Here is a 23,044-nt window from a genome sequence, read left to right as displayed (position 1 = left end):
TGATCGCCCCGGTCCGTCCGGTCGGCCTTTGGCCGATAGGGCCTTTGATTGCGCGAACGTGACGAATTTACCGGCCTTTATCGATTCTGCCCTAGTTTTGCGCATCCGGGTCTTGGGGGCGGGGCGCCTCCGGACGATGGCTGAATAGAAAATGGGGGTTGGGAATGTCCGGGCGTACCGCGTCGCCATCCAAGCGCAGCATATTTCCGACCCTCCGGTTCCGCGCCAAGATCATCCTCGGCTTTGCCGCGGTGCTGGTGATCTCCGCCGGCAGCATGGCCTTTGCCTATTTCGGCTTCGAACGGGTCTCGTCCGGCGTCGGGTCCTATCGCAGCAGCGTCTCGGAGGCCGATCTCGCCCGCAATATCGACCGCGAGCTGCTCGGCTACCGTTCGGCCGTCAAATATTTCGTCGTCACCGGCAAGGAGGATGATGCCAAGGCGGCGCTCGACGCCGAGGCCAGCCTGAGGAGTGCCATCGACCAGGCCGTCAAGAGCGCCAAGACGCCGGCGCGGCAGGACAGTCTCGACAAGCTCGCCAAGGAGTTCTCGAATTTCTCCGCCACCTTCGCCAAGGTCCTCCAGGCCAAGCGCGACAGCACGCTGCTGGTGCAGAACCAGCTCTCGCGCCAAGCCAATCTGCTGAAGTACAAGCTCGACGATATCGGCAACAATGCCTCCGATTCCGAGGCGCAGGCGATCGAGTTCGGCACCAAGCAGGTCAACGCCCAGTTTCAGACCGCAAGCGCGGCGGCGACCAATTTCGTGCTGACGTCCGACCAGGCGATCGCGACCAGTGCGCTGGCCCGCTTGAAATTCGTCGAGAACTCGCTCGGCGCGGTCTATTCCATGGACGACAAGATCGTCGCCGGCCTGAAGGACGCCAAGACCATTCTTGTCGCCTATCGCGAAGCGCTTGAGAAGCTGATCGCCAACGCCAGGATGGTCGACGAGCTCGTCACCGAGATGAGCGGCTCGGCGGGCGCGATCCTTCGGGGCGCCTCTGCCATGAAGGCGGATCTGGTCGCCGAACAGCAGCGGCTGGATTCGGAATCGGAAGCGACCATCGGGAAGACCGAGCAACTGGTGCTGATGCTGGCCATCGGCGGCACGCTGCTCGGCGCGGTCCTCGCCTTCCTGCTCGGCACCGGCATCTCGCGGCCGATGATTGCGATGTGCAAGGCGATGCGCGAGCTTGCTTCTGGCAATTTCGATGTCGTGCTGCCAGGCCTCGGCCGCAAGGACGAGATCGGCGAGATGGCCGGCGCGGTCGAAGAGTTCAAGGTTCAGGCGGTCGCCAAGGCCGAGCGCGATGCCGCCGCCAGCGAAGCCCAGAACAGGGAGCAGGCAGCAAGCCGCCGCGGCGAGCTGATCCGCTTTGCCGATGATTTCGAGAGCGCCGTCGGCGCCATCGTGTCGAACGTCTCGGCCTCCGCCGTGCAGCTCGAATCTTCGGCTTCCACGCTGACCCGCACCGCTGAGACCACGCAGACGCTGTCGAGCCAGGTCGCCGGTGTCTCCGAGCAGGCCTCGAGCAACATGCAGTCCGTCGCAACCGCGACCGAAGAGCTGTCGGCCTCGGTCGAGGAGATCGGCCGCCAGGTCCGCGACTCCAGCCGGATTGCCGAGGCCGCCGTGGTGCAGGCCAAGGAGACCGACGGCCGCATCGGAAAACTCTCGCATGCGGCCCAGCAGATCGGCGAGGTCGTCAAGCTCATCACGGCGATTGCCGAACAGACCAATCTTCTCGCGCTCAACGCCACCATCGAGGCGGCCCGCGCCGGTGAAGCCGGCCGCGGCTTCGCGGTGGTCGCAAGCGAGGTGAAGTCCCTGGCGAGTCAAACCGCCAAGGCTACCGACGAGATTTCCTCGCACATCACGGGCATGCAGGGCGCCACCGCCGAATCGGTCGCCGCGATCAAGGAGATCGGCGCGACCATCGGCAAGATCTCGTCGATCTCGACCTCGATTGCCAGCGCCGTGGAAGAGCAGGGCGCCGCGACCCAGGAGATCGCCCGCAGTGTCCAGACCGTCGCCCAGGGCACCCAGACCGCCGCGACCGATATCGGCCAGGTCAATCGCGGCGCCGCCGAAACCGGCTCGGCCTCGGAAGAGGTGCTGAACTCGGCCAAGACGCTGTCGAGCGAAAGCACCAGGCTGCGCGCCGAGCTCGACCGGTTCATGGCGAATATCCGGGCGGCGTAGGGCACTTGCTCCGATTTCGCCTCGGTCTTTCCCGTGGCGACGGTCCGTCCCCGCGTCACCTAACCGCGGGTTGCGACGCGCCAAGTTTACCGCGGCTTATCCTTTGCCATTTACCGTGCATTTGAGTCGGGGAGCGGGCTGCTCCCGGGCTGCGCCTGGTTTTCCGCGAATGGAATGGGGTGGGGGAATGTCCGTGAAGTCGAAGCCGAGCTCATCGAAGCTCTTCACCTTGCGTTTTCGTGCAAAAATCATCCTCGGCTTCGTGGCGGTGCTGGCCATCCTCGCCGTCAGCATGGCATTTGCCTATTTCGGCTTCGAGCGAATCGCGAGTGCCGTGGCGTCCTACCGGACCAGCGTGGCGGAAGCAGACCTGGCGCGGACCTTCGATCGCGAATTAATCAGCTATCAGGGGCTGACCCGGGCCTACACGCTGACCGGTGCCCCGGACGACGAAACGGCGGCCAAGGCGGCCGAAGAGAGTCTGAAGGCAGCGATCGCCAAGTCGATGTCGGCCACAACAGGCGCTGCACGTCGCGAGCAGGTCGGCAAGCTCGAGGCCGAGTTCCAGCGCTTCGCAAAGATATTCGGCGAGATCATCACGCTGACGCGTGAGAACAACAAGATTGCGACCGACGAGTTGAACAGCGTCGGCAACAAGATCCGCTTCAAGTTCGACGACCTCGCCGACACTGCGGCGCTGGCCGGGCTCGCATCGGTCCAGACCACGGCCAAGGACATCACCTCGCAATATCTCGCGGTCTCCACCTCGGTCAGCGCCTTCGTCGCCAAGCCGGAGCCGAAGGCCGCCGACGGCGTGGTCGCCCGCATCAAGTTTCTGGAGACGCTGCTGGTCTCGATCTACGCCAACGACCAGAAGATCACCGACCGAGTCACCGAGATCGGTGGCCTGCTGAAGCAGTACCGCGCGTCGTTTGCAAAGCTTTCCGACAATGTGAAAATCATCGTCAAGTCGAACGGCGAGATGACCAAGACGGCCGCGTCCATCCTCAAGCTCTCGGGCGAGTTGCGGTCGGACCTGGCGGCCGATCAGCAGCGCATCGAGGCGAGCGCCAATCTGACGATCGGGGAAACCGAGCGGCTGATGCTGATGCTGGCGCTGGGTGGTCTTGCCATCGGTGCTGTGCTGGCCCTGATGCTCGGCAATGGCATCTCGCGGCCGATGATTGCGATGTGCAAGGCGATGCGCGAGCTTGCTTCTGGCAATTTCGACGTCGTGCTGCCGGGCCTCGGCCGCAAGGACGAGATCGGCGAGATGGCCGGCGCCGTCGAAGAGTTCAAGGTTCAGGCGGTCGCCAAGGCCGAGCGCGATGCCGCCGCCAGCGAAGCCCAGAACAGGGAGCAGGCAGCAAGCCGCCGCGGCGAGCTGATCCGCTTTGCCGATGATTTCGAGAGCGCCGTCGGCGCCATCGTGTCAAACGTCTCGGCCTCCGCCGTGCAGCTCGAATCTTCGGCTTCCACGCTGACCCGCACGGCCGAGACCACGCAGACGCTGTCGAGCCAGGTCGCCGGTGTCTCCGAGCAGGCCTCGAGCAACATGCAGTCCGTCGCAACCGCGACGGAAGAGCTGTCGGCCTCGGTCGAGGAGATCGGCCGCCAGGTCCGCGACTCCAGCCGTATTGCCGAGGCCGCCGTGGTGCAGGCCAAGGAGACCGATGGTCGCATCGGAAAACTCTCGCATGCGGCCCAGCAGATCGGCGAGGTCGTCAAGCTCATCACGGCGATTGCCGAACAGACCAATCTTCTCGCGCTCAACGCCACCATCGAGGCGGCCCGCGCCGGTGAAGCCGGCCGCGGCTTCGCGGTGGTCGCAAGCGAGGTGAAGTCCCTGGCGAGTCAAACCGCCAAGGCTACCGACGAGATTTCCTCGCACATCACGGGCATGCAGGGCGCGACCGCCGAATCGGTTGCCGCGATCAAGGAGATCGGCGCGACCATCGGCAAGATCTCGTCGATCTCGACCTCGATTGCCAGCGCCGTGGAAGAGCAGGGCGCCGCGACCCAGGAGATCGCCCGCAGTGTCCAGACCGTCGCCCAGGGCACCCAGACCGCCGCGACCGATATCGGCCAGGTCAATCGCGGCGCCGCCGAAACCGGCTCGGCCTCGGAAGAGGTGCTGAACTCGGCCAAGACGCTGTCGAGCGAAAGCACCCGGCTGCGCGCCGAGCTCGACCGGTTCATGGCGAATATCCGGGCGGCGTAAGGATCACTCCTTCCCAAACGCCCGCTTCAGCTCCACCTTCGCTTTCTCCAACCGCTCGCGCTGCGTCTTTGGCAACGTCTTGCCGGCGCGGTTGATATAGAACGTCAGCATCGACAGCGCAGAGCGATAGGCACCGGTCTTGCGACGGGCGCTGTGTTCGGCAGAGCGCTTCAGTGAGGCCGCGATCCGCTTCGGGCTCGTGAGCGTGAACACGCCGCGCTTGAGGTCGAGTGCGTCGCTCTCCCTTGTGACGCGCTGCGACCAGCGTTTTGGCGCGGCACGCTTTGTGCCCTTGCGCGCGGTGTTGCGCCTCGCGCTGGTCTTCCTGTGTGCTGCAGTTTTGCGCGAATGTGTCGTCTTTCTGACATGAGCCATGCGTCAACTCCTTGCGGCTCCAGCAGAAACGGCCGGCATCGGGCGACGTTCCTAAGGGAACCTGCTCTTGCCGCAGACGTTGTCGCAGGTGGCAGGCGGAATGCCGCACCTCCCGTGACCCAGCAACCCGATGGAATTGCAGCAGAGCCCAGCGCCGAATGATGGACCTGCAGTCTCGACGGCGGCCGTTACCGATCGCATTGTCGAGACCAGCATTCCCGCGCGGCTCGATGCGCTGCCCTGGAGCGGCTTTCACACCCGTGTGGTGCTGGCGCTCGGGATCACCTGGATTCTAGACGGGCTCGAGGTGACGTTGGCCGGCGCGCTCTCAGGTGCGCTGAAGCAGAGCCCGACGCTGCACTTCTCCAACCTCGATCTTGGTTTTGCCAACTCGGCTTATCTTGCAGGCGCTGTGCTCGGTGCGATCGGCTTCGGCTGGCTGACCGACCGCATCGGCCGTAAAAAACTGTTCTTCATCACGCTTGCGCTCTACCTCTCCGCGACGGCCGCGACCGCGCTGTCGTGGGACATCGCGAGCTATGCGCTATTCCGCTTCCTGACCGGCGCCGGCATCGGCGGCGAATATACGGCGATCAACTCGACCATCCAGGAGCTGGTGCCGGCGCGCTACCGCGGCTGGACTGATTTGGTCATCAACGGCAGCTTCTGGATCGGCGCGGCGATGGGCGCGGTTGCAGCCATCGTGCTGCTCGACCCCGCGCTGGTCGGGCCCGATCTCGGCTGGCGTCTTGCCTATCTCATCGGCGCGACCATCGGTCTCGTCGTGCTGTTGATGCGGATGTGGATCCCGGAAAGCCCGCGCTGGCTGATGATCCATGGCCGCCCGGATCAGGCCCACAAGATCGTCGACGGCATCGAGCGTTCGGTGACCGGGCATGATCAGGATCCAAGCGGTCGACGCTTCGCCAAGGTGCGCCTGAAGATGCGCGATCACACCCCGATCAGGGAAGTCGTGCACACGCTGTTCTCTGTCTATCGCCAGCGCGCGCTGGTCGGCCTCGTGCTGATGGTCGCGCAGGCTTTCTTCTACAACGCGATCTTCTTCACCTTTGCGCTGGTGCTGACCGATTTCTACGGCATCAGCGCCGATCATGTCGGCTGGTACCTGCTGCCGTTCGCGGCCGGAAACTTCCTTGGTCCGCTGATGCTCGGCCGCCTGTTCGATACGCTAGGCCGCCGCACCATGATCATGTTCACCTATGGCGTCTCGGGCCTGCTGCTGGCGGTGTCAGGTTATCTGTTCTCGATCGGTGCGCTGAGCGCGCAGGGGCAGACCATTGCCTGGATGGTGATCTTCTTCTTTGCCTCGCCCGCGGCGAGCGCCGCCTATCTCACTGTGAGCGAGACTTTTCCGCTCGAAGTTCGCGCGCTGGCGATTGCAGTGTTCTATGCGGTGGGCACGGGCATCGGCGGCGTCGTAGGCCCGGCGCTGTTCGGCGCCCTGATCGACACGGGATCACGCAACAGCGTGTTCGCCGGCTATTTGTTGGGGGCTGCCCTGATGATCGCGGCTGCGATCGTGGCATGGCGCTACGCCGTCTCCGCGGAGCGCAAATCGCTCGAACAAATCGCGCGGCCGCTTGCCTTTATGGAGTAGACTTATGACATCGGAACTTGCTGAATTGGATCAGAAGCACGCCATGCCCGACGAAGAAGCGCCCGACGCCGTCCCGGTGCCGCATGCACTCGTCCCGCATCTCAACGAGACCGCGATCCTGCTCGACATCGACGGCACGCTGCTCGATTTGATGCCGACGCCGCGCGAGGTGTGGGTGCCGCCGGGCCTCTCGGAGACGCTGAACCGGCTGACGGAGCGCACCTCGGGCGCGCTGGCCATGGTGAGCGGCCGCTCGCTCAACGACATCGACCTGATCTTTGCGCCCGATGTGTTTCGCGCCGTCGCCGGTCACGGTGCGGAGATGCGGCTGTCGGTGGACAATGAAGCCGACGATGTGCACGCACCCCCGATGGACAAGGAGCTGAAGCGGCGGCTGGCCGCGATCGCAAAGCTCAGTCCCGGCATTCTGCTCGAGGACAAGGGCTATTCGCTGGCGCTGCATTACCGGCTTGCGCCGCATGCCGAGAAGGCGATCTATGAAGCCGTCTCGCTGATCCGGGCCGATCTGCCCAATGCGCCGATCGAGGTGCTGCCCGGCAAGTTCGTTTGCGAGATCAAGCATCCCGGTTTCACCAAGGCAACCGGCGTGCGCGAGCTGATGAAGCACGAGCCCTTCAACGGACGCCGCCCGATCTTCATCGGCGACGACGTCACCGATGAAACCGTGTTCGCGATCATGCCCGACATGAACGGGCTCTCCTTCTCGGTCGGCCGCCGCGCCATCGGCGTCAACGGTCACTTCGATGCGCCGAACGATGTGCGTGCGTTCCTCGCGCACCTGCTCGACGACACAAGGTTGGAATAAGGCACGGTCATCGCAGAGCCACATTGTAACGCGCAGTTCCTTCGCGCGCCTAACTTATGTTGCGTGAATTTCACGCCAAGGCTCTCTTTCCCCGACCGAAATCCCCGGGTTCCCTCAGGGAAACTGGTTCCAACGCGCGCGCCTGACTTTGGTTTCATTTCGCAGAAATGATGACAGGAACCATATTGATGAACGGCAGTTAAACGGGGTGGAATGAACAGGAGGGGACGACCTGTGAATTTAGTCGTCATTTCGAATCGTGTTGCGCGCGGGAAACCCAACGAGCCCATGACGGGCGGCCTCGCTGCGGCATTGCTTCCGGTCGTGGAGCATTCGGGTGCCATCTGGGTGGGTTCCTCCGGTCGCGTTCGTGACGGCCATCAGAAGGAGCCTTTCGCCGAGATCGAGGCACTGGGCTCCGGCGCGATTGCGACGCTGGATCTGCCGGCAGCGCATTATGGCGGATACTATGAAGGCTTCGCCAACTCGGCGCTGTGGCCGGCGCTGCATTCGCGCAGCGATTTGATCCGCGTCTCGCGCGAGGACTATGTCAGCTATCGCGAGGTCAACGCTTTCATGGCGCGTGCCTTGATGCGCTTCCGCAAGGCACAGACTGCGTTCTGGGTGCAGGATTATCATTTCCTCGCGCTCGGCGCGGAGCTGCGCGATCTCGGCGTCAATGACCCCATCGGCTTCTTCCTGCACACTCCCTGGCCGGTGGCTGCGGTGATGCAAGGCGTGCCAAATCATCGCGAGCTGATCACGGCGATGCTGGCTTACGATCTGCTCGGTTTCCAGACCGACGAGGATTGTCAGAATTTTCTCGGTTATGTCGGCGGCGAGCTCGGTCTCACGGTCGATGATGGCGTCGTCATTTCGCAGCACGGTCGCACGCGCTGTGAAGTGTTTCCGATCGGCATCGATGCCGAAAAATTCGCGCAATACGCCGCGAAGTCGGTGTCTCATCCGGATGTGTCGCGGCTGCGCCGCAGCCTCAATGGCGAGCGGCTCGCGATCGGCGTCGACCGGCTCGATTACTCCAAGGGCCTCGTCAATCGCATCAGCGCGTTCGACCGGCTCTGGACCGAGCATCCGCAGTTCGCGCGCAGCATCTCGCTGCTGCAGATCGCCAACCCGTCGCGGGGCGCGATCGAAGCGTATGGCAATCTGCAGAACGACGTCGCGCGCCTTGTCACCGACGTCAACGGCCGCCATGGCGAGGTCGATTGGACGCCGATCCGCTATCTCAACAAGGGTTTTAGCCAGACCGTGCTGGCAGGCCTTTATCGCACTGCGCAGGTTGGCGTGGTGACGCCGCTGCATGACGGCATGAACCTTGTCGCCAAGGAATATGTCGCCGCGCAAAACCCGGCCGATCCCGGCGTGCTGGTGCTGTCAAAGTTCGCCGGTGCCGCCAACGAGCTGGAGACGGCGCTGCTGGTCAACCCGCACGACATCGACGGCATGGCCCGTGCCATCGCGGTCGCTGCCGCGATGCCGCTCACCGAGCGCAAGATGCGCTGGGACGCGATGATGAAGACGTTGCGCGGCCACACCATCCAGCAGTGGTCGTCGGATTTCGTCGCCGAGCTGGAGAAGTGCCGTACCGAGAAGGTCGCGGCCGCCCCGCTCGCCGCGCAACCGCCGCAGGCGCTTCGCTGGTTGAAGTCGGCGATATCGGGTGTGCGGTTGATCTAACTCGCGCCCCATTCTTATGGGGAGAGGCGAGCCTCAATAGCAATACGACACGCCATCCAGAATCGCACACTGCCGCTTGTTCGGCGCGTTCGGATCGTCCATTGGCACCACGCCCTTGCCCTGGCCGACGAACACGCCGGGTCCGACATGCACCGAGCTTTTGTTGCCGATGATCACGCTCTGGTGCGGGGTCGAGCTGGAGCGGGTCCCGTCCGGCCAGAGGATGGCATCGCCCGAAAGCACCCCGCGCCGCCCATCGTCGCAGGTCACATCGACGCCCTGCCGGATGCAGGCCTGCGCGTTGGCTGACGCGGTAAAGGCGGCGCCAAGGGCCAAAAAAAGGGCCAAAATCAGGCTTGGCGCGGTGATGGTTTTGCAGATGGCCATGGCGTCCCCGTCGTGTTTGGCGTCGTTGAATGAATCGTCGCGCCAAACCCGCGACTGGTTCAGCCATAGGCAAGTTCCGGCGGTCTCGTGGCGCGAGATATTCCGCTGTAAATACAATATGTTGCGGAAAATCCGACCGTTTTACCTGCGATCCCTTGCAAAATCACCGGCGTCCCTTCAAGAGAAGGCGCTCCGGAGAGATGGCCGAGTGGCTTAAGGCGCACGCTTGGAAAGCGTGTGTGCGGGAAACCGTACCGTGGGTTCGAATCCCACTCTCTCCGCCACTGAATTTCAGTAGCGAAAAAGTCCTTCAAAATCAGGGTCTTCCTGAACCGCCGAATTTTAGCGGTGGAGCACCACGGTGGAGCACCGTGATCCCCTTAAAAACACTGCCACGGGCGGTCTGCGCCGTCAGCAATAATCTGCATCGCTGACGGAGAACCTACAGTCTTCGCGAGCAGGGCCTGCGGGCGGGCACGCGGCCCGGGATCGCGTGCCTCACCGTATCACATTCGCAACATCTGCCTGAGCCGTCCGAACGCCCTTGCTGCGATCATGCGGATCCAACTCGTCCAAGTCTGCAGCTTGGCTTCGCGGTCGACATGCCGAGCGATCTGCCCGCGCATCGTCGCGGAGGCCATGGCGTCCGAGAACGCGGCGAGCCACTGCACCTTGCCGGACGTGATGATGTAGTGGGACTTGCAGGGCGCGTCGCAGACCGAGATCGACGGCCGCACGGTCGCGAAACCGTTCTGCTGCGACACCTGATGACTGTCGGGCACCAGAAGCATGACGCGATGTCCGCAGCCGCAGGCGCAGGAAAGCGCCGCGACCTCGAATTCGGCAGAGTGATAGAGGACGCCTTGTTCGAGTTGCTTGGGCAGGCGCTCAACGGCCCGGTATGTGAAACTGACCATACGTTCTATTCCATCTCCATCGTCGCAGTATCGAAGATGTACGATGTCGCCTCGTCGAGACGATCGAGCAGCTTGAAATGCTGCTTGAACCTGATCACGGCCATGATGGCGTTCATCGCGTTCAACTCCGTGATCTGCGCCTGCTTGCGATACTCGTTCTCCTTTGCGTTCTCGACGGGGAGCCGCGCGCTCCCAACGTTGTCGTCGTATGCCTTGCGATCGGTGCCGGTGATACGGACGAACCCGCTCAGACCTACCAGAGATCGGTCCAGCCCCATCCCGCAGTCGACGTAGGGAATTCCCCGTGCGCTCAGCCAATCGACGATCAGCTTGCGTGCCGGGCCGTTGTCGACGGACACGAACACGAAATCGAACCCGGCCAGGCGGTCGATGTTCGCCGAGGTGATGCGCTCGGGCACCGGCTCGAGGCCCGAGTGCCAGTTGCCGTACTGCCGCGCCAGCGCGTCCACCTTGAGGCTGCCGATCGCATCAACGATGAATCCCGGAATCCGGAAGATCGTGTGGACGTGCACCTTGTCGTCGTCGAAGAACGTGATGCGATCGAGATGCGTTCGCGCGACGAAATCGAGGATGTAGGAGCCGGTCCCACCCAGCCCGACGATGGCGACGCGCTTCCCGCGCAGCAGGGAGGAGACGTCGTTCATGTGATACCTCGAGGACATCATGTCGGGAATGCGCAGCGGACTACCCTGGGCCGCGGCCTTCACCGCGATGCCGCCAAACGGCGTCGCCTCCGGATAGGCCGCCATCGCCGGCGCCGTGATCGCGTCGAGATAGGTCTGCACCTTCTCCTCGAAAGAACGGTAGTCTCGGTTCGTGCCGTTCTCCTGCAGTTTGAACGAGAACGACTGATCGGTGATCAGATCCGGGGCGACCGTCACTTGATGGACGCCGCCGCCGAGCCTGATCTGTCGCTTCTGCTGGTCGAACGGCCGGGTGCCCCGCCACCATACTTGGTGGTTGTTGGTCGGCGGATCGATCGCCGCTCCATTGAGGTCGAGGGTGCTGGCGAGGTCGCCGTACTTCAGCCTGCCCTCCTCGTCGAGGTAGGGCAGGCGGTAGATGACGAAGTAGCCGCCGACGAAGTCGAGGTGGTAACCGAGCTCCTCCAGGTCCCTGACGAAGGGGTTACGACTCGCCAGTTCCGGCAACCCTAAAGCGCATGCCATCTTTCACCGCCACCTTCTGTCCAGGAGCCAAAGCGCCGCTCGGGTTTTCCGCCGGGCCGTGGGAATACTTCACCAGGTACTCGTTCGACGGACTGCCGCCGCTGCCGAGATAGAGCTCGACGACCTGCGCGTAGGTGATGTGCTTCTTCTCGACCTGGTGCTCGTCCGTGTTGACGAAGATGTCGAACACCTTCTGACTGTAGAAGTGCTCGTCTTCCTTCAAGTCGATGAGCTCGGCGTCGCGCGGCACCGGCTTGTCCTCCTTGTCGCCGTCGATCTCGCGGTAAAGACGCTGATGCGCCGGGATTTCCGCCAAGGCATAGAGCGCCTCGCCGGTGGTCCGGTCCGGCGATTCGAAAGCCTCCCGGTTGATGTGGATGCGCACAAGGTGCGCGGCGACTTCGACAGACATATCCAGTACCTTTCCGCCGTTCGGCGCTTGCGTTTTTTTCGAGTCGATGTAAACCGGTGTCTAGCCAGACAACAGTTCGACCTCGAAAACGCCCATGTCCGGCTTACGACCAGAGAGGGCGTGTTGTCCAGCCAGACAACACTTAAATGTGGCGAAATTCTGACGAGGGGTGCCAATGCCGGAAACGGCGCTAGGGACGTGGTTGAAGGATTTGCGCAATCGCCGCGGCTTGAGCCTCCGCGATCTAGCCGATCGCAGCAGCGTCGATCACGCCTACATCTACCGCCTGGAAACCGGCGCCAAGGAGGCCCCATCGGACGTGGTGGTCGATAAGTTGCTGTCGGCGCTTGCGCCGCCGAAACGCGATGAGGAGATTCTGCGGTTCTTGGTCGACCACAGCAACATCGACATCAAGCTTCTCGATTTCGTTCGCGACGATCCGAAGGTCGCATTCGACGAATTCCATATGCTGACAACGACGGTCAACCGCGGCGCGCGGCCCGACTATGCGACCATGCTCGCCCGCATCCGGAAAATCATGAAATAGGAGCCCGGACTATGCTTGATGAACTCGATATCGCTACGAAGGCGCGGGAGTTCATCAAGCTGTGCGGGCCGCTCGCCCTGCCGGTTTCGGTCCATGCGTACGCGGCGCAGATCGGCGGGACGGTGGTCGACGACACGCTGGGAGAGAACGAGGATGCGTTTTCCTTCCGTGAACCCGGCGGCAAGCTCCACATCTGCGTAAACTGCGCCCAAACGCCGCGGCGTCGGCGCTTCAGCGTGTGCCATGAAGTAGCCCACGTAGTCCTGGGCATCGAACCCGACCATTCGGCGCCAAGCTGGAGCTACGCTCGCCGGCCGGCGGGCGAGATCGCCTGCGACGACTTCGCCGCCGAACTTCTACTGCCCTACAAGCTGTTCAAGCCGCGGGTCGACAGCGCCGACATGGGGCTGGCCGCGATCGGCGAACTGGCCGACGAGTTCGACGCGTCGCTGCAGTCCACCGGTTCGCGGTTCGCGATCTTCTCGCGCGAACTGTGCGCGTTCGTCGTCTCGGAAGGGGGCAAGATCCGCTACAGCGCGCGATCGCCGCGTCTGCGCGAGGCGAAGGGCTGGATCAGGCGGGGCATGCCCCTGCCGGCTGACTCCTACACTGCGCGCGTCCGCGCCGGCGAGGGATTGTCGAGCCCCGAGGAGACCGAGCCCGATCAGTGGTTCGAGGATTGGCAGCGCGACGGAGTGCTCATCGAAGACACCCGGCATCTGGGACAATGGGACCAGACGCTGACCCTGCTGTGGTTCGACGAGGATGAGTTGGCGTCGCCCGCCCCCGAACGGAAGCAGTGGGATGAAGACTCCTATCGGCTGCGCGAGCTCGACGGTGTGCTCCCCTGGCCTGGCCGTTCCAAACGCAAGTAGAACAAGAGTTCGGTGGCGCGGAAGGACCGAGCGCACCCGTTTGGTCGCCTGATTGGTTGACGCAGGACCAGCGTCGCAATGCGCTATCGATCATCCAAGCCGGTCCTCGTTCTGCAATGCACCAAAGCAGCAGCGCACCGCTTGCTGCTTCCGGTCACGAAGATATCTCAGCAGCACTTCGTCGCTTCAATCGGTTCGGTGTGGACAACGACGGCACGCAGCACTTACTTTGCCACAGGCATTTCAATCAGAGGTTTGTGCGTGCGCTACATTATTGCGATCTCGGGGCCGGTTGCGGTCGGAAAATCTGCGTTGGCCGACGAGCTTCTTAAAAGATTCAGTTCCCATCGGATTAAGCCGCAGTTCCTCGAGTGATTGCCGCTGGATGTCGGCGCCTGTCGCGAAGCTACGATTGAGGAAGTGCCACCCCGGTAAGCTCTCGCAGTGCATCGATGAGCGCGTCCTGAAATGCCGGTTCGGAGGCTTCTCCAGCCGGCTCCTGCTGCCGTCGGTTATGCCAGTAGCGGCTGCTGACGCGCGCTTCGGAGGCATCGCTGACCGCCAGCCATGCCTGCGTCCTCTGTCCGGTCTCGATGTCGACAGGAGCGCTCGAACCTCCCATACGTGTGCGCACCCATCCCGGATCGACGGCGTTGCTCAGGACCTTTGGCCAGCGGCGTGCCAGCGTGAACGCCAACGCGAAAGCGTGCAGCTTGCTTTCGGCGTAGGCTTGGGCCGATTTCCAAGACCGCGTCTTCCAGTCGATGCCCCTGAGAGAGCCTTCCCCTCCCCGATGCAGACCGCTGCTAAGGAACACCAGCCGATCCGGTCGCTCGATCAGCGACGTCAGCAGGTAGGGTGCGAGCTGTGTTGATGGCCAAGGTGACTGCATGACCGTCCAGCGTCGAGCCGCGGCTCGGAGTAGACGCCGGCGTTATGGATTATCGCGTCCATGCGCCCGATCGCGTTCACTTGGTTCACGATGCTCTTCGTCTCCGCCGCGTTGCTCAAGTCGCCCACGACTACCGCCGCGGCACGCGTCGTCAGGTCGCCGAGCGCTGCGGCGCGGTCCGTCGAACGTGCATGAAGGACAACTCGATGCCCGCCGTCTAGGAGGGACTGCGCGGCTGCCCGGCCGAGGCCGTCCGTGCTGCCGGTGGCGAATACGATAGCCATTTAAGTCCCCTGGATGTGGCATCTACATATGATCTCGCATCACCAAATCCATTCCTGCCCTTTTGGGTTTTCGCGCCAAAAGTCAAATACAACAATGCCTTAAATCCCGCGTGTGCTGACATGGGGCGTCCGGCGAAAATTTTTTTTGCAGGTCCTTCCCAAATTCCTCCGCTCGCGCGCAGGCTTTCTTGAGGAGTGGCAGTAGAGTGGATCAGGAAGCAGCCTATCTCTCACCGGCAGAGGTCCGTCGCGTTCTGGACCGGCTGAACCGCGCGGACATCGTTCGACTGTCGCTGCTCGCGCGCAACTGGCTGCGGGGGCTGCCGAGACGGAGTCCTGACGACCTGGTCAACGAGGCGATGGAGAGGATTCTTTCGGGCAGACGGCCGTGGCCCTGCGAGCTCGATTGGGGCGCGTTCTTCAACGGCGTGATGCGCAGCATCGCCGATCAATGGCGGAAGGAAGACCGTCGCGTGCCGCTTGCGGAAGACGTCGGTGCCGAATTCGACGGACCTGCACCCGGGCCCGACCTCGAAGCCGCCGACCTAGTCGGAAGAATGCGCGATGCGCTGGCGGAGGATATGCCGGCGAGGGAGATGTTCGAACACCTTCTCGTCGACCGGGATCGCGACGAGATACAATTCGCCGTTGGGATGGACGAAACCGCCTTCGACACGGTTCGGAGACGGATGTTCCGCCATCTCAGGCTGGCCTTCGTTTCGGGATGGAAAGAATGACCGCAGCCCCTATCGACGAGCGCGCGCTCGCCCTGATCGCAGAGAGCATTCTGGACGCGAGCGACGACGAGATCGTTCGCGTGGCGTTGGAGAACGGCATCGACGTCGACGCCCTCGAGCGGAAGGTCCGTCGCATGATCTCCGAGCGCGTGGCCGACGCCGACGAAAGCGAACGTTCCCGGTTTTCGGTGGGAGAGACGGTCGCTCTTCGATCGGATCTGGCGCGGATCGGCGTCGTCACCTCGACCATGACCAGCAATCGCGAGATGCGCTACGGCGTGTTCATCGACGGGCGCATCCAGACCTTCTACGCCAGCCAGATTATGCCGGCCGCGCCGGCTCCGGCGAGCGTCAGCGCGACGTTGGAGGAATTCAACGCGCGCCTCACCGCGCTCCAACTCGTCGCCCCGAGTCTTGAGAACCTTTACTCGCTGCAGGCTGGGCGCATCGACTTCATTCCGTATCAGTTTCGGCCGGTGCTGAAGTTCATCCGCTCTGACAGGCCGCGCCTTCTCGTCGCGGACGAGGTCGGCGTCGGAAAGACGATCGAGGCGGGTCTGCTGCTGCGCGAGTTGCAGGCGCGGCGACCGCTGCGTTCCGTTCTGATCGTCTGCTCCAAGGCGCTCGTCACGGAGGAGAAGTGGCACCGGGAGATGCGCCGGTTCGACGAGGAGTTTGTCACTCTATCGAGCGCGGATGTGCGGTATTGCCTCGACCAGACCGACCTGGACGGTGAGTGGCCCGATCGTTTCGGCCGCGCGATCCTTCCGTTCTCGTTGGTGAACGACAATCTGATCAACGGCTTTGCGGCCAAGAAGGGAGGGGGCTCCAAGGGGCTGGCCACCTTGGACACGCCGCCCAGGTTCGACCTTCTCATCGTCGACGAGGCCCACAACGCCCGCAATACGGAGACCAACCTTCACAACGGCCTGAAGATGTTGGCCGACAACGCCGAGGCTGTCGTGCTCGTCACGGCGACGCCGGTCCAACTCGGTACCGACGATCTGTTTTCCCTGCTCAACCTGCTGCGGCCCGACCTCGTCATCGACAAGCCGACCTTCGCGCGGATGGCCGAACCCAATCCGGCGATCAATGCCGCGGTTGCGGCGATCAGGGGAGGTCGTCCGGATTGGCGCGAAGTCGCGCTCGAGAAGTTGGCGGAGGCTGCGGCGACCGACTGGGGGCGGGCGATGCTTTGGCCATCTCCCGAGTATAAGGCGTTGGCCGCCGCGATCCGCGGGGCGACGAGCGAAGAGGCGCGCGTTCGCCTCGTCTACAGGACCGAGCTGCTGCATAGCTTCTCGTCCCTGATCAGCAGAACTAGGCGGCGGGATATCGGGAGCTTCACCACCCGCAAGCCGCAGACCGTAGCGGTGCCTTTCACGCCGGAACAGCAGACCGTGCATGACACCCTGCTCGAGGTCCAGCGCCGCGTCTACTTGCGTACTCACGGCGCGGGCCCGCTCGGCTTCCTGATGACCACCATCCGGCGGCAGACCGCCAGCTCGCTCCATGGGTTGGTGCCGCTTCTCGAGGCGATCCTGACCCGCAACTTGACCGAAGTCGAGCGGTCCGAAATCGGCGACGACGAGGAGGCATTGAGCGGCGAGGGTATCGAGGAGCTTCGCTCCCAGGTCCAATCGACGCTGGAGCTCGCGAGAGCTCTGCCCGCGGAGGATCCGAAACTCGAGCGGCTGCTGGGAATCGCGGGCCAGAAGGGCGGCATGGCCAACCGGAGACTGCTGCTGTTCAGCGCCTTCCGTCACACGCTCGACTATCTCTATTCGGCCATGAAGGACCGGGGCATTCGCGTCGGCATGATCCACGGCAACGTCGACGACGAGAGGCGTCGCGCGATACGGCGTTCGTTCGCGCTTCCCGCGCAGGACGCCGACGCGATCGACGTTCTTCTTTCTTCGGAGGTCGGTTCGGAAGGGTTGGACTTCCAGTTCTGCGACGCCCTGGTCAATTTCGACATCCCGTGGAATCCGATGCGGATCGAGCAGCGGATCGGCCGCATCGACCGATACGGGCAGAAGAGCGAGACCATTGCGATCTACAATTTCGTGACGCCGGGCACGGTCGATTTCGACATCTACAGCCGATGTCTGACGCGGATCGGAATCTTCGAGCGGTCGATCGGGGGTAGCGAGGCGATTCTTGGCGACATCGCCACCCGGCTGCAGGAGGTAGCGGAGGATTTCTCGCTGACCGATCAGGAGCGGAACGAACGGCTCCAGCAGTTGGCCGACAACGAAATCCGCGTGATTGCCGAGAGCGAGGCGCTCGAGGAGCGCGAGGCGGAGTTGTTCGGCGTGCGCATAACCCGCAGCCGGATCGACGACGACATCGCGCAGGCCTCAAGCCGCTGGCTCGAGCCCTCGGCCTTGGAAAGGCTCGTCGGAATCCATCTGGAGCGCGTCCTCGAGGTCGGGCGGAATCCAATCCTCGGCCAGGGCGCCGCAAAGACGCTTCGACTGTCGGCCGAAGCGCGGCGCCGTCTCATCCCGACCCGCGCGCGGGGCATGCGGGCGACCACCGTCGAGCGGGAATGGGAGGCCTGGCTGCGTGGCGACCAACCGACGCTCGGCATGACGTTCGAACGGGAGGCGGCGAACGCGGACCGGTCGCTGGCCTTCATCACGCCCGTGCATCCGCTTACCCAAGCCGCGGCGCGCGCTCTCGCGGGCGAAGAGGAGCTTCGCGTCGCGGTCGCGGTGTCGGCGCCCGGCATTCGGCCCGGCGATCATCCCTTCGCGCTGTATCAGTGGCAGTTTTCGGGGCTGCGGGAGGATGCGATGCTCGTTCCCGTCGTCGCTGACGAGGATCTCGCCCGTATTCTCATGGACCTGCTGTCGACAGCCCGCGATCTGCCGGGATTGGCGCCGCCCGCCGCTTCGGCGCTCGACGCCCTCGATGGCTGGCACCATGAACTATGGCAGCGGCGGCGAGCCGAGCACGTGTCCGAGGCAGCCGAGATCGCGCGTTTCAGGAGGGACAGCCTGCAGGCGAGCTTCCGGGCGCGGATGGGCATTCTCGAAGAGCAGCGCGATCGGGTGAGCGAAGAACGGATCCGCAGGATGCGGGTCGCTCAGATCGACCGCGCGGTCGCCGATCAGGGCGAGGCTTTGGCGAGGCTGGCACGCGACGAAGCCAGTGCTGACATCTTTGCCCGGCGTGTGGCGGCGGGCATCATTCGCGTGGAGGTCTGACATGACCCAGGATTTCGCAAGCTTCCTCGCCGAACTTCGCGGCATGCGAAGGGGATGGGTCGAGTCCAATCGCGTCAATCGCTTCGACCGCGGCATCTGGAACGCGACCGTCGAAAAGTATCCCGATCCGACGCACTTCGTCTTCGAACTGCTGCAGAATGCAGAGGATACGGGCGCGACAACGGCGAGCTTTCGGCTGAGCGCGGATTCGATCGTCTTCGAACACGACGGCAGACCCTTCGATCGGGCGGACATCGAAGGCATCACCGGGATGGGAAACACGACGAAGCTCGAAGACGCCAACAAGATCGGCAGCTTCGGCATAGGATTCAAGTCGGCCTACGTCGTCACCAGGCGCCCGGAGGTGCACTGTCGGATCGAAGGTGCACCGGTCGCCTTCGCGATCGAGGATCTGGTCGTTCCCGAGCTCATAACTCCGCGCTACGACGACGAGAAGACGAGGATCGTCCTGCCGTTGCCGGCAGCGATCGGCAGCGAGACCATCGCCAAGGTTCTCGCCGCGCTCGACGTCTCCGGAGCGCGAAGTCTGCTCTTCCTGAAGAACGTCGTGCGTTTGGAATGGAGCGACGGTTCGAGCACCGCCGTCTGCACGGTCGAAGACGAAGCGGAAGTGCGCGCTCTCCGTACGATGAAGGGGTCGTCCGAAGCCAGGCTCGAGCGGTTCGTCCTTCTGAGCCGCGACGTCAGGAACGAAGAGGATGGCCGCATCTACTCCGTCAAGATCGCGCTCCGGCTGAACGATGGCGGCGAAATCGTCGCGGAGAGCCCCTCGACGAGACTAGCGGTGTACTTCGAGACGGAAGAGGCGACCGGGTTGCACTTTCACGTGCATGGCCCGTTCAAGCTCACGGACAATCGCGCCAACATCAAGCGGAACCATCCCTGGAATACCCACCTTGTGTCGGAGATCGCGCAGCTTCTGGCGACGAGCTTGACCGGCTTGCGGGACAAGGGGTTGGTGAAGCGCGGATTTCTCGAGGTTCTGCCCAACGGCAACGACGATCTTGCCGAGCACTGGCGGCCGGTACTCGATGCCGTCGTCGCGACTTTCAACGCGGAAGCGCTTTTGCCGGCGCAGGGCGCGGGTCACGTATCGGCGCCTCAAGCCGTCCGCGGACCCGCCGATATCCGCGATCTCCTCGGTGACGAAGGGCTGGCGACCCTGGAGGGACAGGACGGACTTCGCTGGATCGCGGGCGGGATGCGCAATGGTCGGATCGACGCCTTCCTGGCGACGCTCCAACTTCGCGACTGGAATTACGCCGAATTCCTGAACGCATTTCAGCGGATGTTTTCGCCGGCATGGGAGCCTCGCGTGGTCGAGATCAAGACCCAGGCCAAGACCTGGTTCGACGCGCTTCCCGACGATCGGCTCCAGCGATTCTATCTGCTACTGGAAACGGCTGCCGGAGCCACCAAGCGCCATACGATGCTCGCGCAGACTCCGTTCGTCCGCCTAGAAGACGGGACGCGGACGACGCCGGCAGGCGCGTTGATCGCACCGGACCATGCAGAGCTGGACGAGGAGGCGGCCTCGCACGGTCTATCTCTTGTCCGGGCCTCATTGATCCGGGAGGGAAGGGCGCGCGGGAAGGAAGTCGAGCAATTCCTCCGCCGGCTGGGCGCCAAGGACATAGACGAAGAGCACTATCTCAAGTCGATCGTGCAGGCGAACTACGCGACGGGTAGGGAGCGACCGACCGCGGAGCGTCATCTCCAGCACATGCGCCGCTTCCTGAAGTGGACGGCGGAAACGAAGAACTACGCCATCTTTGCGGGAGCGGCGTTTCTTCGGACGGAAGGCGCGGAAGGATTCAGCCGGCCGATTTCGGTGTTCCTGGACGCACCTTTCGTCGACAGCGGCCTTTCGAGGATCTACGGAGGGCAGGTGCCTGGTCGGGACCGGAAGGCGCTTTGGGGCGGATACGCGAAGCTGAAGCGTACTGAGCTCATAAGCTTTCTGACGGCGTTGGGAGTGGAACACGTTCTTACGGTGGTATCGACGCGCATCTCGGGCAACCACCCGCGCTGGCGGCAGCTATCGGCAGGCTTCGGCGGTACGCGAACGACGAGCACGAGAACGGACATCGACTATACGATTCCGCAGATCAGTGGCCTGCTCGCCTTGCGCGACAAGTACGTATCCGCCTTGATTTGGAAGGCCGTGTCAGCCGTCGGCGAAAGAGGCATGTATGCGCTGTACGCTCCCAATCAGGAACATCAGCCACGCCAGGAAAACTCCACATTGGCGATCGCGCTCCGCAGGGCCGAGTGGATTCCTGCCAAGGACGGATCGTTGCGCAGTCCGCGAACGATCACCGGAGCGGATCTCGCGAAGGGTTATTCGAGGGCGGGCAACGAGCTATGGCTTGACGCGATCGGCTTCGGCGACGACGATCGAAAGCGCTCGCAGGAGCACCTTGCCCGGCGCGCCGCCGCGCAGACCATAGGCCTTCCGCCGGAGCTCGCCGATCGGCTGGAGCGCCTCAGCCCCGAGGCGCTGGAGACGCTCGGCAACGAGATGCTACGTCGACTCGAAAGCGGCGCCTTTTCCCAGCATCAGTTTCCGGAGCGCGAAGCGCCGAATCCGGAACGGCGCTCGGAGCGCCTCGCGGAGCGCGCGCAGGCTGCTACCGCGAAGACTTACGAAACTCGAAGCCGAACGGTGAGGACGAGCGAGAAGGATGTGAAGATGCTCGCTCGTCCCTATCTCCGCGACCTCTACACCAACGATTCCGGCGAGATGATCTGCCAAGCCTGTCACGACGTCATGCCGTTCAAGCTTCCGGACGGTTCCCCCTATTTCGAAGCGCCGGAGGTCCTCGGAGCCTTGTCGCAGGAAATTGCAGAGAACCATCTCGCTCTCTGTCCCACCTGCTGCGCGAAGTGGCATCACGCTAACGATACCGCGGAGACCGTTCTTCGTGACGCCATCGAGGTCTCGGACTTGCCGGAGATCGACGTCACGCTCGCCGGTTCGCCAGTGAAGCTGCGCTTCGTCCGGGTCCACTTCGACGACCTTCGCACGATCTTGACGGCACTGAAGCGGGTGCTCGCCTAGGGGCCTACGTGGCGACGGCGGCGGGTTCTACCAACCTTCGTGAGCTTCTCGCTCGCAGCTTTTTGTTCCCTTCATTCCCTCTGACCGGCGAGACCGCATGCCCAAGAACATCCTGATTTTCTCTGACGGCACCGGCCAGGCCGGGGGCCTTCGTCCGGACGAGAACCGCTCCAACATATACAAGTTCTACCGGGCGACCCGCTGCGGCCCCGACACCGCAATCGATCCGCGGGAGCAGCTTGCCTTCTACGACGCGGGTCTCGGTTCACGGCCGCCCGGCGGCGCGTTGTTCGTCACTCGCGCCTACCGTTGGCTGCACAACGTGGCGAGCCAAGCGACGGGGCTCGGCATCACCACCAACATCATCGACTGCTACGTCGCCATCATTCGGATGTGGGAGCCCGGCGACCGGATATTCCTGTTCGGTTTCAGCCGCGGCGCCTACACCGTCCGATGTCTCGCGGCCGTGCTAGGGCAGTGTGGGGTGCCGACGACGATGGCCGACGGCACCCCGCTCCGACGTGACGTCGGCACTACGACCCGAATCGCCCGTGAGGCCGTCAAGCAGGTCTACCAGCACGTCAGTTCGCCGAAGGATACCGACTACCTGCCTCAGCGCGAGGCGCTGGCGAAGCGCTTCCGCCAGACGTATCGCAGCGACGTCGCCGGCGCGTCCAACGCGGTGCCGTTCTTCGTCGGCGTCTTCGACACGGTTGCGTCCCTCGGCAGCTATGCACTCTCCGCGGCGCTGGTCGGCGCGTCGGCCGTCCTCATTGCTGCACTGAGCTACCTGCAGTCGTTCTTCCTGTTTCCCTTTATCCCGACCTTGCTGTGGACCGCGGCGGTTGCGGCGGGCGCGGCGGGCCTCGCATATGTCGCGACCCACGTGAAATACGCCGTCGATCTGCCGGACTATTCGTTCCGGCAGACGCTGCATCTGGCTTCGCCGAAGATGAGGTTCTACGACCTGCACCTGAACAACGCGGTCTGGTACGCGCGCCACGCCATGTCGATCGATGAGAACCGTGCCGACTTCGCGCGCGTTCCGTGGGGTGGATCGCACAACAAGGGGCCGCAGCGTCCCGATGAATATCCGGACTGGCTGCAACAGGTCTGGTTCGCTGGAAACCACTCGGACATCGGTGGTAGCTACCCGGAAAATGAGGCGCGCTTGTCGGACATCTCGTTGGGATGGATGGTGCATGCAGCCAAGAACCTGCCCGACGGCACGACACCCGATGGCTTCGGCATCAAAGTCGACGATCGGTACATGACGCTAAATCCGGACCCGCTTGGCCCACAGCACGATGAACGTGAACCGGGTTATCTGCGCGGGCGATTCAAATGGGCCGAAGGCCTGCGCCAAGTCCAGGACGAGGCGATCCTGCATTCGAGCGTCCTCGCGCGCTTCGCTGCGCCCGAGGGTGTCCAACACTTCTACCAGCGTGTAGATTACCGACCGCCGAACCTGCGTGACCACACGAAAGTAAAGCAATACTATGCCGCGCGCCCAACAGGCGATGGCTCGTAGCAGTCGATGTTCGGCGACTTCTTCATAGTCACCAGA

Annotated in this window: 17 protein-coding genes, 1 tRNA gene and 2 pseudogenes; 14 read left to right on the top strand and 6 right to left on the bottom strand. The window is 63.4% G+C overall.

The annotated features are described in order from the left end of the window. The first annotated feature begins 164 nt into the window (after nucleotides 1-164). Nucleotides 165-2,204 carry a methyl-accepting chemotaxis protein gene (locus tag ABIC09_RS24740; protein ID WP_354110894.1) on the top strand — a complete coding sequence of 680 codons (2,040 nt, stop codon included), beginning with the start codon at nucleotides 165-167 and terminating at the stop codon, nucleotides 2,202-2,204. A 187-nt stretch (nucleotides 2,205-2,391) separates the two neighbouring features. Beyond that, a complete protein-coding gene (locus ABIC09_RS24735; protein ID WP_354110893.1) occupies nucleotides 2,392-4,425 on the top strand; it encodes a methyl-accepting chemotaxis protein in 2,034 nt (677 codons plus the stop codon). A 3-nt stretch (nucleotides 4,426-4,428) separates the two neighbouring features. Here the strand turns inward: ABIC09_RS24735 and ABIC09_RS24730 are convergent, their stop codons facing one another. Beyond that, complete coding sequence (locus ABIC09_RS24730; RefSeq protein WP_148755850.1) at nucleotides 4,429-4,800, bottom strand: DUF3175 domain-containing protein; 372 nt, start codon at nucleotides 4,798-4,800, stop codon at nucleotides 4,429-4,431. A gap of 130 nt (nucleotides 4,801-4,930) precedes the next feature. Between ABIC09_RS24730 and ABIC09_RS24725 the strand changes: the two genes are divergently transcribed. From ABIC09_RS24725 to ABIC09_RS24715, 3 genes are all read left to right on the top strand, one after another. Next, nucleotides 4,931-6,418 (top strand): MFS transporter, encoded by a 1,488-nt coding sequence (locus ABIC09_RS24725; protein ID WP_148755849.1) that lies wholly within the window; start codon nucleotides 4,931-4,933, stop codon nucleotides 6,416-6,418. A gap of 4 nt (nucleotides 6,419-6,422) precedes the next feature. Continuing rightward, on the top strand, nucleotides 6,423-7,244 hold the full coding sequence (gene otsB / locus ABIC09_RS24720; protein ID WP_148755848.1) for a trehalose-phosphatase: 822 nt from the start codon (nucleotides 6,423-6,425) through the stop codon (nucleotides 7,242-7,244). Nucleotides 7,245-7,478: 234 nt separating this feature from the next. After that, nucleotides 7,479-8,942: a trehalose-6-phosphate synthase gene (locus ABIC09_RS24715; protein WP_354110892.1), complete on the top strand. Its 1,464-nt coding sequence runs from the start codon at nucleotides 7,479-7,481 to the stop codon at nucleotides 8,940-8,942. Between the two features lie 33 nt (nucleotides 8,943-8,975). On the opposite strand, the gene ABIC09_RS24710 is transcribed toward ABIC09_RS24715, so the two are convergent. After that, nucleotides 8,976-9,329 carry a hypothetical protein gene (locus tag ABIC09_RS24710; RefSeq protein ID WP_354110891.1) on the bottom strand — a complete coding sequence of 118 codons (354 nt, stop codon included), beginning with the start codon at nucleotides 9,327-9,329 and terminating at the stop codon, nucleotides 8,976-8,978. Between the two features lie 194 nt (nucleotides 9,330-9,523). On the opposite strand from ABIC09_RS24710, the gene ABIC09_RS24705 reads away from it, so the two are divergent. Beyond that, nucleotides 9,524-9,613, top strand: a tRNA-Ser gene (locus ABIC09_RS24705). A 222-nt stretch (nucleotides 9,614-9,835) separates the two neighbouring features. On the opposite strand, the gene ABIC09_RS24700 is transcribed toward ABIC09_RS24705, so the two are convergent. Genes ABIC09_RS24700 through ABIC09_RS24690 form a run of 3 tightly spaced genes read right to left on the bottom strand, consistent with a single transcriptional unit; the run spans nucleotide 9,836 to nucleotide 11,848 of the window. After that, the gene (locus tag ABIC09_RS24700) at nucleotides 9,836-10,246 is read right to left on the bottom strand and encodes a ubiquitination-like system serine protease family protein (RefSeq protein WP_354110890.1); all 411 of its coding nucleotides are present in this window, start codon (nucleotides 10,244-10,246) and stop codon (nucleotides 9,836-9,838) included. A 5-nt stretch (nucleotides 10,247-10,251) separates the two neighbouring features. Continuing rightward, on the bottom strand, nucleotides 10,252-11,436 hold the full coding sequence (locus ABIC09_RS24695; RefSeq protein ID WP_354110889.1) for a ThiF family adenylyltransferase: 1,185 nt from the start codon (nucleotides 11,434-11,436) through the stop codon (nucleotides 10,252-10,254). Next, nucleotides 11,396-11,848: a multiubiquitin domain-containing protein gene (locus ABIC09_RS24690; protein WP_354110888.1), complete on the bottom strand. Its 453-nt coding sequence runs from the start codon at nucleotides 11,846-11,848 to the stop codon at nucleotides 11,396-11,398. Before ABIC09_RS24690 ends, ABIC09_RS24695 begins: the two co-directional genes overlap by 41 nt. A gap of 175 nt (nucleotides 11,849-12,023) precedes the next feature. Between ABIC09_RS24690 and ABIC09_RS24685 the strand changes: the two genes are divergently transcribed. From ABIC09_RS24685 to ABIC09_RS24675, 3 genes are all read left to right on the top strand, one after another. Then, on the top strand, nucleotides 12,024-12,395 hold the full coding sequence (locus ABIC09_RS24685) for a helix-turn-helix domain-containing protein (RefSeq protein WP_354110887.1): 372 nt from the start codon (nucleotides 12,024-12,026) through the stop codon (nucleotides 12,393-12,395). Between the two features lie 11 nt (nucleotides 12,396-12,406). Beyond that, the gene (locus ABIC09_RS24680) at nucleotides 12,407-13,270 is read left to right on the top strand and encodes an ImmA/IrrE family metallo-endopeptidase (RefSeq protein WP_354110886.1); all 864 of its coding nucleotides are present in this window, start codon (nucleotides 12,407-12,409) and stop codon (nucleotides 13,268-13,270) included. A 78-nt stretch (nucleotides 13,271-13,348) separates the two neighbouring features. Next, nucleotides 13,349-13,645, top strand: coding sequence for a hypothetical protein (locus ABIC09_RS24675; RefSeq protein WP_354110885.1), 297 nt, complete (start codon nucleotides 13,349-13,351; stop codon nucleotides 13,643-13,645). A gap of 31 nt (nucleotides 13,646-13,676) precedes the next feature. Here ABIC09_RS24675 and ABIC09_RS24670 read toward each other — a convergent pair. Continuing rightward, a pseudogene (locus ABIC09_RS24670) lies at nucleotides 13,677-14,446 on the bottom strand (SDR family NAD(P)-dependent oxidoreductase). 206 nt (nucleotides 14,447-14,652) lie between these two features. On the opposite strand from ABIC09_RS24670, the gene ABIC09_RS24665 reads away from it, so the two are divergent. The 5 genes and pseudogenes from ABIC09_RS24665 (at nucleotide 14,653) to ABIC09_RS24645 (ending at nucleotide 23,008) form a co-directional block, all read left to right on the top strand. Next, the gene (locus ABIC09_RS24665) at nucleotides 14,653-15,183 is read left to right on the top strand and encodes an RNA polymerase sigma factor (RefSeq protein ID WP_354110884.1); all 531 of its coding nucleotides are present in this window, start codon (nucleotides 14,653-14,655) and stop codon (nucleotides 15,181-15,183) included. After that, a complete protein-coding gene (locus ABIC09_RS24660) occupies nucleotides 15,180-18,395 on the top strand; it encodes a DEAD/DEAH box helicase (protein ID WP_354110883.1) in 3,216 nt (1,071 codons plus the stop codon). Before ABIC09_RS24665 ends, ABIC09_RS24660 begins: the two co-directional genes overlap by 4 nt. Nucleotide 18,396: 1 nt before the next feature. Further along, a pseudogene (locus ABIC09_RS37475) lies at nucleotides 18,397-18,705 on the top strand (sacsin N-terminal ATP-binding-like domain-containing protein); the annotation flags it as partial. Between the two features lie 165 nt (nucleotides 18,706-18,870). After that, nucleotides 18,871-21,477: a hypothetical protein gene (locus ABIC09_RS24650; RefSeq protein ID WP_354110881.1), complete on the top strand. Its 2,607-nt coding sequence runs from the start codon at nucleotides 18,871-18,873 to the stop codon at nucleotides 21,475-21,477. Nucleotides 21,478-21,574: 97 nt separating this feature from the next. Further along, entirely contained in the window at nucleotides 21,575-23,008 is a 1,434-nt protein-coding gene (locus ABIC09_RS24645) for a phospholipase effector Tle1 domain-containing protein (RefSeq protein WP_354110880.1), read from the top strand. Nucleotides 23,009-23,044 lie beyond the last annotated feature (36 nt).

It is taken from the genome of Bradyrhizobium sp. S3.12.5, from assembly GCF_040548225.1.
GTDB classification, from domain to species: domain Bacteria; phylum Pseudomonadota; class Alphaproteobacteria; order Rhizobiales; family Xanthobacteraceae; genus Bradyrhizobium; species Bradyrhizobium cytisi.
Note: the sequence above shows the minus strand (reverse complement) of the source record. Positions and strands in the feature narration are given on the sequence as shown.

Excerpts from the sequence above, each read along its gene's own strand:
- ABIC09_RS24725 (WP_148755849.1), top strand. The coding sequence starts at position 4,931 with ATGGAATTGCAGCAGAGCCCAGCGCCGAATGATGGACCTGCAGTCTCG.
- ABIC09_RS24685 (WP_354110887.1), top strand. The coding sequence starts at position 12,024 with ATGCCGGAAACGGCGCTAGGGACGTGGTTGAAGGATTTGCGCAATCGC.
- ABIC09_RS24700 (WP_354110890.1), bottom strand. The coding sequence starts at position 10,246 with ATGGTCAGTTTCACATACCGGGCCGTTGAGCGCCTGCCCAAGCAACTC.
- ABIC09_RS24645 (WP_354110880.1), top strand. The coding sequence starts at position 21,575 with ATGCCCAAGAACATCCTGATTTTCTCTGACGGCACCGGCCAGGCCGGG.
- ABIC09_RS24675 (WP_354110885.1), top strand. The coding sequence starts at position 13,349 with ATGCGCTATCGATCATCCAAGCCGGTCCTCGTTCTGCAATGCACCAAA.
- ABIC09_RS24735 (WP_354110893.1), top strand. The coding sequence starts at position 2,392 with ATGTCCGTGAAGTCGAAGCCGAGCTCATCGAAGCTCTTCACCTTGCGT.
- ABIC09_RS24740 (WP_354110894.1), top strand. The coding sequence starts at position 165 with ATGTCCGGGCGTACCGCGTCGCCATCCAAGCGCAGCATATTTCCGACC.
- ABIC09_RS24690 (WP_354110888.1), bottom strand. The coding sequence starts at position 11,848 with ATGTCTGTCGAAGTCGCCGCGCACCTTGTGCGCATCCACATCAACCGG.
- otsB (WP_148755848.1), top strand. The coding sequence starts at position 6,423 with ATGACATCGGAACTTGCTGAATTGGATCAGAAGCACGCCATGCCCGAC.
- ABIC09_RS24680 (WP_354110886.1), top strand. The coding sequence starts at position 12,407 with ATGCTTGATGAACTCGATATCGCTACGAAGGCGCGGGAGTTCATCAAG.
- ABIC09_RS24730 (WP_148755850.1), bottom strand. The coding sequence starts at position 4,800 with ATGGCTCATGTCAGAAAGACGACACATTCGCGCAAAACTGCAGCACAC.
- ABIC09_RS24695 (WP_354110889.1), bottom strand. The coding sequence starts at position 11,436 with ATGGCATGCGCTTTAGGGTTGCCGGAACTGGCGAGTCGTAACCCCTTC.
- ABIC09_RS24710 (WP_354110891.1), bottom strand. The coding sequence starts at position 9,329 with ATGGCCATCTGCAAAACCATCACCGCGCCAAGCCTGATTTTGGCCCTT.
- ABIC09_RS24660 (WP_354110883.1), top strand. The coding sequence starts at position 15,180 with ATGACCGCAGCCCCTATCGACGAGCGCGCGCTCGCCCTGATCGCAGAG.